Here is a 12,589-nt window from a genome sequence, read left to right on the forward strand (position 1 = left end):
TGCGCGTCCATCTGTAGCGACATTGCATAGAGCTGGAATACCAATACTTATGCCAATAGCGAAAAGGATTGTCCATCTTCTGCGCAGCAAATGAACAACCCTATCTTTTGTGTCACTTATTCTATTTTGAAAAAACACCCTTCTAATGCAGTCTGCTGGATTATGTAATCACTTATTCTTTGGGATTTATGTCATTGGTAATATTGATGATGAATTTGTTGCGAATATAAATGAAGGCAGTTTCATGGAGTAAACGCAAGGCTTTTTCGATTCTTTTGTCGACTAAGTTCGATGCTAGCGGGGTGGTCAGCTTTACCCTATTACTTAGAGTAATTTCTGTATGGTTGTTTGGCAGACTTTCAATGAATACATTGACGACATCCGTAATCCAGATCGTATCGAGGCGCTCGGCACCCGGTACTTGAAAAGCGGCGATGCCATCAAGTTCCGATATGAGAATAGAAGGATTTTTAACATCATTAAAACGTTTACGCGAGGAAGATTTGCGGCCATCCAAACTGGAACCATTGAGTAAACAGTAAGTTTCCATATTCTTTTTGACATGATGAATCGAGTAGAATTCCTCTTGAGGCGTATAGATCACGGATGCATAGCTTTCATGATAATGAGGGGCAATCGCTAAAATACGGTGCTTCTTGAAAATCATTTCTTCAAATTTTGTCATAATGTTCTCTCCTGTTAATTGGTATATGGTAAACTCCCAAATCCTAAAAAAGCATTAAAAACCACGACAAATCGGATTGTTTGTCCACATCAACCCTTTCCCTAATTCATTTTAACTATTACAAAACTCCTAAACCCTGTTTCAAGAATATTCTAAAATAAAGTGAATTATTTTGAAAGACATTCTAGAAGAAAAATGTGTAAATATGGTGAAATTTTACATATTATCTCATAAAATTCATTGAATTTTACTGGAAAATTCACTCCATTCTCCTGGGTTTTGATACAAATCCTCCATTCGATTCCTTCCAAGCAAACTCTTACGATAAAGGTACCCGGGAATAATTGATCTGTGCACAGGTCGCTAGGTGCAATTGATATGGATAATTTTGAACAAGTTTTGGACCAATATGAACCCATGATTTCAAGTGTTTTAAGAAAAGCACGCATTTATAAAAACCGTGACCACTTCCGTCAAGTAGCTATCATTGCCCTTTGGCAAGCATGGCAACACTACGACCCAACAAAGGGCAGTTTTACGCCTTATGCCCATCGGATGATGCTGACGTCCTTGTACACAGCGATGAGAAAGGATAACCAGTATTCGGAAAGTCAAATTCCGTATGAAAAAGACAAGCTCACAACCGTTGCCCAATATGCCGACCTGAAAAACATGCCATCCAGCGCTTTTGCAACACTTGAAACCGTAGCCGAATATCTAACAGAGGACGAATTTGAATTACTCAAAGATCTATACTACCACCAGTATAAATACGAGGAGCTCTCGCACAAATACATCGCCTCAGTGGCCGCACTAAAGAAACGGCGCGACCGCATCCTGAAGAAGCTTCGCATTCAGTTAAAAAGAGAGAATTATTAAATTGAACGAATGCCAGGCATTCATACTCCGGAACGATTTTGAACCTTTTAGCAATTGTGTGTGTGCCGGGCACTTAAAAAAGGAGAACATTACATTGAAACGATTAATCGACGAATCACCCCTTTTAATACTTCCTACCCTGGCTAAAAAAGTAGGGCTAAATGAAGCCATTATCCTGCAGCAAATTCACTTTTGGAACGGGATATCCAAAAACAATCGGGAAGGTCATACATGGGTGTATAAAACCGTAGAGGAATGGCATGTGGAATTTCCTTTTTGGTCAAAAAGTACAATTGAACGGACATTGAAAAGACTCGAAGAACAGCAGCTCATCGTCGTCGGTGTGTATAACCTTATGAAAGCCGACCGCACGAAATGGTATCGTGTCAATTATGCCATGATCAAAAACCATCTTCATGAAAAACCATGCCAAATCGGCTAGATGGAATTGACAAATTAAACGTATCCTACCCCCAAATTTGTCAACAAGCATTTCTGCAAAATGCGGAAATCCATTTCAGCAGAATGCAGGAACCATTACCAGAGATTACAACATAGATTACTTAAAAGAATAAAATAAAACATATTGTGTTTTTTCTTTTTTTGATTCAGAAAGAGAAGAAAAGAAACAGCAAAAGACCATCCAAATCATGCCCATAAAAACGTTTGATCAGAATACAATGTCTCTTTTTAGGCGGCTAAACGATATATAAAGGATGACAGGATAAATTTGGACCATGATTGAGAGAAGAATGACCAAAAGGAGGAGATGAAGATGAACATGAAGGACACTACTGAACAGCCTATTAACTTTTCGAAAGTTGGCAATCCGGACAATCTACTAATTAACGAACCAACGCTGGAGCTCTACCCAACATTAGCAGTCGCTATAGGAATCAACGAAGCGATTGTATTAGCTAAATTAGACAGGCTGCTGCAAACATCAGCCATTTCAATGGAAGGGCACAATTGGTGTAAACAGTCTTATCAGCATTGGCACGCACACTTCCCCTTCTGGTCAACCAAGACCATCGAACGGACCATTAAAAAACTCGAGAAGAACGGCTATATCATTTCCAGAACCAAATTTAACAACACGCTTAACGATAAAATAAAATGGTACCGAATTGACTACGGCAAGACAGAACAGCTCATATAAAAACAACGAGCATCTTAGCCCCCTACCCCTTAAACGGTAAAGGGATTGTCCAAAATTTGAGACAATCCCTAAGTATTGGTTTTTTCTAGTAAGAGCCTGAGTTGGCTAGTAAGTTCGCTCATAAATTCATCAAGGGTCATTCCGAGATTTTCATTCCCGCGTTGAATGGATAACTCTAAAATTTGTTTAAATTCTTCCTGTATCTCCGGCCGTTCCAAGACAATACCTCCCAAAGAAGTTTGCTATTTCTAAATAATTACCCAACCTTATTATATTGCGAAACTTGAGAGATTCTACTCTTTTAACTACAATATTTGGAAATTTCTATTTCAAAAGTAACGGACCATCTTATTACAGGATTAAATATTTTATAAAATTATGAATTATATTCAAATTCATAGACTCCCATTTTCCGAACAGAGTTAAGTATATAGGTAATCATTTAATTAGTTAGACCATCATACTCAAGAGTTTTTCACATAAAACTTCAGGAGATTGAAAAATTGGAATGTAAGAAATGATGCGGAATCTGGATTAACAAAGCGGTTCGAAAACTTACTTATTATTTAATAACAGCAAACTTCAATTTAACTAGTTATCTAGCGTATTGACCATCAATGGCCGAACAGAATATCACTGATATTTAACAATGGTGCAACAGCATAAGGATCACCAATGGAGTCACTTAAAAAGGATACCAATAACATAGAATAATTACAGTCAATAGTTATGGATTACAAGATGCGAAAAACTCCTGACCTATTCCCCATGCATATGATAGAGACAATCGTACAACTAACGGTATGCTTCACTCAAATTCTAGAATTAATCTATATGCTCCTACCAAACCCAAATAATAGGAAAATTACATTCACTTATTTATTCTATTTTATTTGGCATTAAAAGTTGTACTTGAGGAGATGAAAGGGAGAAATTTGCACTGAAAATAAGCATAAACAAATCAAGCTTCCTTAATTTTTGTTGCAACTCCTGTTCATAACCCTTTTTACGTTTCCAGTGTGCTATCTTCAGATTTCTTATAGGTTGAATTCATTAGGAAGGGGTATGACAATGTTACTTGAGGATATTTAAAGTTAGAGTAAAGACTTTCTTTGTTAACTTATATTCAAAGATTTCTGTGGAATTGCCCTCAATTGAGTTGGCAAGAAGAACCCCCACCTAAGAGGTGATATTCATGTTTGTTTACTTATTAATTTGGTTTAGCGCTTCATTGTATCTGTTTTCACCTTTATTTACGAAGATACTGCCTCCAAAGATAAGGCGGCAGTATCCTAAAATTGAATATCTATTTTACCGTTAAATTTATTTCATTAACCTTCTCCATTAGATACTCCAATAGCTCATCCCGAATTTCTTCATTTTCTAGTGCCATATCAATCGTAGTTTTCACAAAGCCAATTTTTTCTCCGACATCATATCTTTTCCCCTCAAAGTCATAAGCGTATACTTTTTGGCTTTCGTTTAGTTTCTGAATGGCATCGGTTAGTTGGATTTCTCCACCTGCCCCAGTTTCTTGTAGGCTTAAGAATTCAAAAATCTCAGATGTAAGGACATAGCGACCCATAATGGCCAGATTGGATGTGGCTGTTCCTTGTTTTGGTTTCTCTACAAAGTTACTTACTTCATACAGCCTTTCATTAGCCGAAATTGGATCAATAATGCCATAACGGTGCGTTTCATCACTTGGAACCGTTTGAACACCGATGACCGATGAACCTGTTTTGTTGTATTGGTCGATCAATTGTTTCGTACATGGATTTTGTGCTTGAACAATATCATCACCCAATAATACTGCAAAAGGTTCATCACCAATAAAATTACGTGCACACCAAACGGCATGCCCTAAGCCTTTCGGTTCCTTTTGTCGGATATAGTGAATTTCTACCTTAGAGGATTGATTGACTTTTTCTAGTAGCTCCAGCTTCCCTTTTTCTATTAGATTGGCTTCCAACTCGAAATTACGATCGAAATGATCTTCAATGGCACGCTTCCCTTTACCTGTTACGATAATAATATCTTCAATTCCAGATGCAATGGCTTCTTCGACGATATATTCGATTGTTGGTCGGTCTACAATTGGTAGCATTTCCTTTGGCATCGCTTTTGTTGCTGGCAGGAATCGCGTCCCTAGTCCCGCTGCAGGAATAATGGCTTTTTTGACTTTCTTCATACGAAAAGGTCATCCTCTCTAGTCTATTTTTTGATGTCTTCTGCAGTTAATAATTGGAGCATTTTAGTTTTGTACGCTTCCACACCCGGTTGGTCGAATGGATTGACATCTATTAAATAAGCACTCATGGCACATGCCTTCATAAAAAAGTAGATTAAATAACCAAAGTGAAAGGCATCTAGTTTTGCCAATTCCAGTTGTATAACTGGAACGCCGCCTTCTGCATGAGCAATCGCCGTTCCTTGTTTGGAGGTTGTATTAATTTTATTGAAGCTGCGATTGGCTAAATAATTTAATCGATCCTCATCTCTCGCATCGTATGGTACTTGGTAATCATCCTTTATCTCATGAAAATGAAGCAATGTTTCAAAGAGGATGGGGCTTCCATCCTGAATAAATTGTCCAATAGCATGTAAATCTGTTGAATAATTTACAGTAGCCGGGAATAATCCTTTTTGGTCTTTTCCTTCACTTTCACCAAATAATTGCTTCCACCAATCATGGAAGTTTGCTAGCGCTGGCTCGAAGGAAGCGAGCAATTCCACTTTATAGCCAAGTGTATATAGTGCGTGACGAATCACTGCATAGCGATAAGCTTCATTGTGTTCTAAGTTTCCTTCTTTTAATAGCATTGCCGCTTCTTTTGCACCTTCAAGTAGTTCCTTGATATCTACACCTGCAACTGCAATTGGTAATAGACCCACTGGCGTTAGCACTGAATATCTACCCCCAATATTAGGGGGAATGACAAATTGTCGATAATGATGAAACGCTGCGATTTCTCTTAATAAGCCGATTTCGGGATCCGTCGTTACAACGATTCGCTCACTAGCCTCTTCTCCATAGCGTTTCTCCATATATTGACGCAGCACACGGAAGGCCAATGCAGGCTCCATGGTGGACCCGGATTTTGAAATGACGTTGATGTAAACCTCTTTTTCTGCAAGACTGTTTAATAGTTGATTGATATAGGCGCCACTCATGTTTTGACCAGCATAAATTACTTCAATTCCGTCCGTTTGCTGTCCGAAGTAAGGTGTTAACGAATCTTGAATGGCTTTCGCTCCTAAGTACGAGCCGCCAATTCCTATGACTACTAGTAAATCTGCATTTGCTTTAATTTCTTCGGCAATCGTTTGAATAGAATGGATGAGTTCTTGATTGTCTTCTAAAGGAGCATTAATCCATCCTGTTAATTCATCCTTTGACTCTTCTAAATGTCGGTGAATGGTTGCTACAGAAGAATTGTATTGTGAATAGTCAATCTTTAAAAATTGTTCATTCAAAATCGTTGTTTGCAGTAATTGCGTTGACACATTCTTCCCTCTTTTCAAAATTCTAGAGTTAGACCGTTACTTTCACGGCATGTTGCTAATTTATTTGCCATTTTTTCTTGACTACGAAATCTTATTCTTCTTTTATGTCGTCTATTTCATGAGACTGCAATTTTACGAGTAATTCTTGGAGAGCTTCGGTTCTAACTGCATTAGCTTTGCCTAGATGGATTTTTGGATAGATGTGCTCTTCTTGAATTTCTTTAATAATTCTTCTCACCATGAGTATGCCTGAGCATTCAATCTGAACTTCTTCTTTTGAAAATCTAGAAAGACGTATTCAGTTCTGTGCTAAGACCACAATTTTGACAGGTTCACCCTTATCGAGAACAAATACTTCGCAACCTCGTTAAGAGTCCCTGCTTCTGATTAGTAGAGGCAGCATCAAGGATTGTCATAGCTAAAATTTATCATATGTAGCTTTTTTATATATTTGGCACGATAAATATTAACAATTATTTAATATTTATTACAAACTCAACCATTTCCGTTTCTTGACCGTTTCTGGTTCAAAAAGTACTAACGGTTCATTCCTAATTATACTTTTATTATTTTTCAATAATAAATCCACCGCATCTAATCTTTTCTTTTTTTCTAAGTAGGCTAATCCTTTTTCAAAAAGAAAAGGTCTTGTTGTGAGGTTATGCACATCCGATCCGTATGTATGGACAAGATTGGCACTTACTAGGTCTAGAGATAGTTTTTGAACACTTTTTCCAAAGTGTCCTGCCAGACTACCCGCCGTAATTTGCGCGACGGCCCCTTCGCGTATGAGGCATTCCAACCTTTCGGGCTTTTCAGCAATTCCTTTATTTCTTTCAGGATGAGCAATGATAGCCGTTAATCCTTGGATTGATAATTGATGGATAATGTTCTTTGCATAGTTCGGGACATGACTTGAGGGTAATTCTAATAATACGTAATTTGAATTCGCTAATTTATGAATCTGGCCTTCCTGGAGTAAGGAAATTAACTTTTCATTTAAACGAACTTCATGTCCTCGGTATAAGGTAAGTGGGATATTGCGGTTCGTCAGTTCTATTTGTAATTGTTGTATTTGGTCATTCACGGTGTCGAATTTTGCATTATATTGAGGATGTTGACTATGAGAGGTCGAAATGAGGTCTGTAATGCCTTCCTTTGCAGCTTGCTTCAGTAATTCGATAGACTCTTCAAATGTCTTTGGACCGTCATCGACATTCCACAAAAAATGACTATGCATATCAATCATCCTTTTTCCCCCTTTTCTTTCATTTATGGAATTGTCTATTACTCACACGAAGTTCCATAATAATGATCTTTTTCGATATGGAAGTCCATTCCTCATCTAGTTTTCGAAAAATCTACTAGATTTGTTTCTAATCTAAAGTATTAAGAAAGAGGGTGGAATATTAGTAGATATAAAAAGAAAAATAGGAAAATCATATTTAGAATATAAATTGATCGGAGTAAAGGGGTGAGTGCTAAGTGAATAGCATAAGAGAGAGATTTACATGTACGACCAGTGCCCCGGAAAGCATCCCAGCATTTCACGAAAAAAACCATTTTTCTCATCAAGAAAAATGGTTTTTCTGACTTTGTCCCATGCTTAATTACTATTTTCAAACAACATCGCTTCAACTTCACCCAAAGGCAATGGCTTCCCGTAGTAGAACCCTTGCGCTTCATCACACCTTAAACTGTTTAAGAACTCTGCTTGTTCTTTTGTTTCGACGCCTTCTGCAATCACTCCCAGGTTTAAGGAATGGGCTAGATGGATAATGGCACTAATAATTTTGGCATCATTTTGATTTTTTAAGATGTCATTGACAAATGAGCGATCAATTTTTAGTCGGTGAATCGGGAAGTTTTTTAAATAGTTTAGCGAGCTAAAGCCTTTCCCGAAATCATCAATTGCAATTTGAACGCCGAGCTGATTTAATTCCTTCATAATCGAAATGGCATTGGTCACATCCATGGCCATCGATTCGGTAATTTCCAATTCTAGATTGCTCGGTTCGATATTGCAGCGGGTTAGGGATTGCTGGACTTTCTCAACGATGGTATGACTCAAGAAATCTTGAGGCGATAAATTGATCGCTACCTTAATTGGTGGCAGCCCACGCTCTGTCCAATTCCTTAGCTGGGAACAAGCTTCGTCTAAGACAAAATCACCAAGTAGCGTGGCGATACCTAGTTCCTCCGCTAATGGAATAATATCACCTGGCATAATCAAACCGAATTTTGGATGGTTCCAGCGGATTAACGCTTCCAATCCGATAATTTCCTGTGTGCAAAGATTGAATTGCGGTTGATAAAACAATTCTAGTTGATTTTGTCGTATCGCCTGACGCAGCTCTTGCTCAAAGGTTAACTTCTCAAAAAAGCGGTGCTCCATGTTGGAATCATACATGACGTAATTGTTTTTTCCCTTTTCCTTTGCCCGATACATCGCCGTATCTGCTCTTCGGAACAAAGGAATCGTTCCCTTCTCCCTGCCTTGATGGATTGAGACGCCAATGCTTGTACTCATGTGAAATTCATAACTCTCGATGACAAAGCTTTGTTGCAATAAGTCAATGATGCCTTCTGCAATAGAGGTAATCTCATCCTGATCCTTAAAATCCCTTAACAGGATGGTAAATTCATCGCCACCCATACGGAAAAGTTCTGCATTGTCGGGTAAAAAGTCACGTAACCGCTTGCTCACTTCAATCAGGAGCCAATCCCCTTTTTCATGGCCTAATGTATCGTTGATAAATTTGAAACGATCCAAATCTAGCAAAAAGAGCGCTAACGTCCCGCTTCCTTTATTTAATTGACTCAAGTTTTTATCTAAGGATTGCTGGAAGCTTCTCCGATTTGGAAGACCCGTTAACTCATCATGAAAGGCTAAATAACGGATTTGTTCCTTTGCATGATGTCGTTCTGTAATATCTCTTAATTGGGCAAAGGCCCCAATTAGTTCACCCGTGCGCTTATAGAGAGGAATTCCATCAAATAGTGTAATCTTTTGCTTCCCAGTCTGTTCATTCATAATCTTGATTTCAATATTCGAGAAATCTTTTCCTTGTAAAATCCCTTTCAAATAAGCGCCAAAATAGCTTTTCTCATCAATTACAGTACCTCTTCCCCAACCTGTCAGGGATTGTGCAAGCCCATTTATTTCTGTAATAACACCTTTGTTATTAAGTTCAATAATGCCATTTTTCGAAGATTTGATGACCACTTGATTGAGTATGTTTAATCGTGTATTGGTTTCTTTTAGAAGAATTTCTCGTTCAATGGAATGAACAACCGAATACAGCATCGTTAAAAGAAGAGGACTTTGGAACTCAACTAACGTGATGATGGTCATTGTCCCGGTTTTTTGTCCTTCTGATTCAAATGTCAGCGGCACTGTATAGCACGCGATTCCTTGAAGAAAAGTTTTATAATGCTGCATACCCACTACTTGAACGGGTTGGTTTAATGTGAGTGCAGACGTAATGGCGTTCGTTCCGTAATCTTCTTCGGTACATTTGATGCCTGGTTTGATTCCTAATTTCTCGAAGTTTTTATTGAGTTTGTCATCACCTTTTATTTCTAATAGCGTCCCTTCCTCATCTGTGACAAGCAGAAGAAACGGGATGCCCTCTACCATTTGAAAAAGCTGGTTGGCAAAAAAATCCAATACATCAAATAACTTATTAAAATCAAGTAATTTCTTATTCAATTTTTCATCACTAATGTATTGGGATGCTGGAAACTCGTTTGGGTCCATTCCAATCATTTCACAACGTTTTTGGGATTCTGCAAGATAGAGTTGAAAATCAACTTTTGGACTATTCACGTTGTCGGACTCCCTTCAAAACAAACAATTCCATTCAGAAAGTTTAGTTTAACTTAATAGTATTGCAACATTCTTAGCAGATATTTATTATTTTAAAATACCCTTAATACTTCAAATATAACTTACTATAATGAACTATTTTCCCCATCTTTTCCAAACTGTATGCTTATGCCGTCCATAAAAATAGCGATAAATTGTTCGCTCTCCTTTTGAAGCTGAAAGTCCTTGCCGAACGCAATCCAGTCATACAGATTCCCGCGCATACACCGTGTGATGTACATCGCAATTCTTTCCGGGTCTGCATCCTGCACTAATTCTCCTCTTTCAACCGCTCTGTTAATGAATTGAAATAAAATTTTATAGAGGCTACGTTCCGTATTGGCAAAAAAATGTTCCTCGCTTTCAATGAGTCCATTTGTATAGACGGATCTCATTAAATCTTTGCCAAGTTCATGCTCCAAATAATGCATCTGACCTTGAAATAACTTTAGTATTTTCTCTTTCAGCGAGTCTTCATCAGCTATTGTTTTTACAAAGGTTTCATAAAAAGTATCGATTTCCTTAAATTTCTCCAAGAAGATGCCATATTTTGAATCAAAGTGACCATAAAACGCACCCTTGGAACTTTTACTCTTTCTGACAATTTCATCTACCGTGACCTGATCAAACCCTTTTTTCCGAAATAACTCCAAGGCCGTTTCAAAAATCCGCTGCTTCGTTTTCTCTGCCTGTAATTGTCGAATTCCTTTCCTCATAGCTTCCCCCATTTCCAATAGAGTGTTTAGATTAGGTAAATTTTCGTACAAAATACGGCTACGTTTTGGACTTATCCGAATTTTCAGAATAGTATTGACTTTTAATTTCTCGATGTTTTATTATTTAGACTATAGTCTATGAAATTACTTTTTTTCAAGTTGAAAACGTTTTCGTTACTTTGGGGAGGGGGTTGACGATGGACATTATTGGGGAAAGAACGCTTCGATCACTATGGGAGGAAAAGTTGACTGTTTGTCCGGATAAAATCTTTATTGCTTTTGAAGATGCCACTGGAAATCAAACGACCAAAACCTACCGTGAATTTTATGACGGGGTACTCAAGCTGAGCAATGCCCTGCTCGACATAAATATTAAAGCTGGTGATCATGTCACACTGCATTTGCCAAACAACATCGAATTTTTGACAACCTGGTTTGCGCTGGCACACATTGGGGCGATTATGGTTCCGACTAATATCTTGTCGAGTGCGGATGAAATGAAATACATCATTAATCATTCGGAATCTGTACTATTGATCACAGAGGAAGAGCATGTTGAAAAATTCCAAGGGATGATGAATGAGCTCCCTACAATCCAACACATCATTTTAACTCGTTTTGAAAATGAATCTACAACACTATTGAACTTCGACCATTTAATTGCAAATGCTTCTACTGACAACAGTCGTTTTCCAGAAGTTTCGGCAGAAGATGTCGTTGGTATGCTCTACACATCTGGGACTACATCCAAACCAAAAGGCGTGCAAGTGACAAATGCGAACTATCTTTATACGGGCGAATTGATGTCCAAATCCATAGGAGTTACAGAGGAAGACCGCATGTTTATCGTCCTGCCGCTCTTCCACGGAAATGCCCAATATTATTCGACAATGTCCGCATTAGTTGCTGGAGGCAGTATTGCGTTAACCGAAAAGTTCAGTGCATCGCGTTATTTTAAACAAGCCACGACTTTAGGTGGCACGGTTGGTTCTTTGTTTGCAGCGCCAATTCGAATGATTTTAGCAAAAGACTATGATGAGAACGACCATGACAATCCAATTCGCTTGGTCATGTATGCCCAGTCGATTGCCGAACATCAAGTGAAAGAGTTTGAAGAAAAGTTTGATTTAGAACTTCTGCATATGTACGGCATGACTGAAACGATTGGGATTCCGCTCATTAATCCACTAAACGGGATACGCAAAAACCTTAGTATCGGGCGGCCGAGTATCGGGTATGAGGTAAAGCTGATCGATGAAAATGGAGAAGAAGTGGTACAGGGAGCTGTTGGTCAAATTGCCGTCAAGGGTGTTCCTGGACGCACGATTATGAAGCAATACTTTAAAAATGAAGAAGCCACACAACAAACCTTGCAAGATGGCTGGCTATTGACCGGTGATAATGCACGAATCGGCGAGGATGGCTATTTCTATTTCGTAGACCGTGTGAAGGATATGATCAAACGTTCCGGTGAAAATGTCGCCGCGCAAGAAGTTGAAAGCGTTTTAACGCAACATCTTGCTGTTTATGAAAGTGCGGTCATCGGTGTGCCGGATGATATGAGGGATGAGGCGATTAAGGCTTTCGTCATTTTGAATAAGGATATGCATGCTACAGAAGAAGAACTCATCGAATTCTGCAAAGTTCGATTGGCCAAATTCAAAGTGCCAGATTCCATCGAGTTTGTGAAGGAGTTTCCAAGAACACCGGTTGGAAAGATTCAAAAGCATATTTTAAGAAATTCGATTTCAATTAATTAATTCGAAAGTAGGTGC

General features: G+C 38.4%; 11 protein-coding genes. 4 read left to right on the top strand and 7 right to left on the bottom strand.

Annotated features, from left to right (window positions below; translation table 11 throughout):
- Window positions 1–172 precede the first annotated feature (172 nt).
- Window positions 173–685 carry a competence protein ComK gene (locus tag ACFQU5_RS04895; protein WP_390285330.1) on the bottom strand — a complete coding sequence of 171 codons (513 nt, stop codon included), beginning with the start codon at window positions 683–685 and terminating at the stop codon, window positions 173–175.
- Window positions 686–1,063: 378 nt separating this feature from the next.
- Between ACFQU5_RS04895 and ACFQU5_RS04900 the strand changes: the two genes are divergently transcribed.
- The 3 genes from ACFQU5_RS04900 to ACFQU5_RS04910 all read left to right on the top strand — a co-directional run bounded on the left by ACFQU5_RS04900 (window position 1,064) and on the right by ACFQU5_RS04910 (window position 2,723).
- Entirely contained in the window at window positions 1,064–1,564 is a 501-nt protein-coding gene (locus ACFQU5_RS04900; RefSeq protein ID WP_390285332.1) for a sigma-70 family RNA polymerase sigma factor, read from the top strand.
- Between the two features lie 94 nt (window positions 1,565–1,658).
- Window positions 1,659–2,006, top strand: coding sequence for a hypothetical protein (locus ACFQU5_RS04905; protein WP_390285334.1), 348 nt, complete (start codon window positions 1,659–1,661; stop codon window positions 2,004–2,006).
- A gap of 333 nt (window positions 2,007–2,339) precedes the next feature.
- Complete coding sequence (locus ACFQU5_RS04910) at window positions 2,340–2,723, top strand: hypothetical protein (protein WP_390285336.1); 384 nt, start codon at window positions 2,340–2,342, stop codon at window positions 2,721–2,723.
- Window positions 2,724–2,791: 68 nt separating this feature from the next.
- Here the strand turns inward: ACFQU5_RS04910 and ACFQU5_RS04915 are convergent, their stop codons facing one another.
- The 6 genes from ACFQU5_RS04915 to ACFQU5_RS04940 all read right to left on the bottom strand — a co-directional run bounded on the left by ACFQU5_RS04915 (window position 2,792) and on the right by ACFQU5_RS04940 (window position 10,814).
- A complete protein-coding gene (locus ACFQU5_RS04915; protein ID WP_390285338.1) occupies window positions 2,792–2,941 on the bottom strand; it encodes a hypothetical protein in 150 nt (49 codons plus the stop codon).
- Between the two features lie 1,088 nt (window positions 2,942–4,029).
- Window positions 4,030–4,914, bottom strand: coding sequence for a UTP--glucose-1-phosphate uridylyltransferase GalU (gene galU, locus ACFQU5_RS04920; RefSeq protein ID WP_390285340.1), 885 nt, complete (start codon window positions 4,912–4,914; stop codon window positions 4,030–4,032).
- 23 nt (window positions 4,915–4,937) lie between these two features.
- Complete coding sequence (locus tag ACFQU5_RS04925) at window positions 4,938–6,230, bottom strand: glucose-6-phosphate isomerase (RefSeq protein ID WP_390285342.1); 1,293 nt, start codon at window positions 6,228–6,230, stop codon at window positions 4,938–4,940.
- 487 nt (window positions 6,231–6,717) lie between these two features.
- Window positions 6,718–7,479, bottom strand: a complete 762-nt coding sequence (locus ACFQU5_RS04930) for a tyrosine-protein phosphatase (RefSeq protein WP_390285344.1) — start codon at window positions 7,477–7,479, stop codon at window positions 6,718–6,720.
- A gap of 357 nt (window positions 7,480–7,836) precedes the next feature.
- Entirely contained in the window at window positions 7,837–10,059 is a 2,223-nt protein-coding gene (locus ACFQU5_RS04935; RefSeq protein ID WP_390285346.1) for an EAL domain-containing protein, read from the bottom strand.
- A 125-nt stretch (window positions 10,060–10,184) separates the two neighbouring features.
- On the bottom strand, window positions 10,185–10,814 hold the full coding sequence (locus ACFQU5_RS04940) for a TetR/AcrR family transcriptional regulator (RefSeq protein WP_390285348.1): 630 nt from the start codon (window positions 10,812–10,814) through the stop codon (window positions 10,185–10,187).
- A 197-nt stretch (window positions 10,815–11,011) separates the two neighbouring features.
- Between ACFQU5_RS04940 and ACFQU5_RS04945 the strand changes: the two genes are divergently transcribed.
- A complete protein-coding gene (locus tag ACFQU5_RS04945) occupies window positions 11,012–12,574 on the top strand; it encodes an AMP-binding protein (protein ID WP_390285350.1) in 1,563 nt (520 codons plus the stop codon).
- Window positions 12,575–12,589 lie beyond the last annotated feature (15 nt).

It is taken from the genome of Ureibacillus sp. GCM10028918 (assembly GCF_042666115.1).
In the GTDB taxonomy this organism is placed as follows: Bacteria; Bacillota; Bacilli; order Bacillales_A; family Planococcaceae; genus Ureibacillus.

What these genes read in the sequence shown, in the direction of transcription:
- galU (WP_390285340.1), bottom strand. Translation starts at nt 4,914, where the DNA reads ATGAAGAAAGTCAAAAAAGCCATTATTCCTGCAGCGGGACTAGGGACG.
- ACFQU5_RS04900 (WP_390285332.1), top strand. Translation starts at nt 1,064, where the DNA reads ATGGATAATTTTGAACAAGTTTTGGACCAATATGAACCCATGATTTCA.
- ACFQU5_RS04895 (WP_390285330.1), bottom strand. Translation starts at nt 685, where the DNA reads ATGACAAAATTTGAAGAAATGATTTTCAAGAAGCACCGTATTTTAGCG.
- ACFQU5_RS04945 (WP_390285350.1), top strand. Translation starts at nt 11,012, where the DNA reads ATGGACATTATTGGGGAAAGAACGCTTCGATCACTATGGGAGGAAAAG.
- ACFQU5_RS04930 (WP_390285344.1), bottom strand. Translation starts at nt 7,479, where the DNA reads ATGATTGATATGCATAGTCATTTTTTGTGGAATGTCGATGACGGTCCA.
- ACFQU5_RS04910 (WP_390285336.1), top strand. Translation starts at nt 2,340, where the DNA reads ATGAACATGAAGGACACTACTGAACAGCCTATTAACTTTTCGAAAGTT.
- ACFQU5_RS04940 (WP_390285348.1), bottom strand. Translation starts at nt 10,814, where the DNA reads ATGAGGAAAGGAATTCGACAATTACAGGCAGAGAAAACGAAGCAGCGG.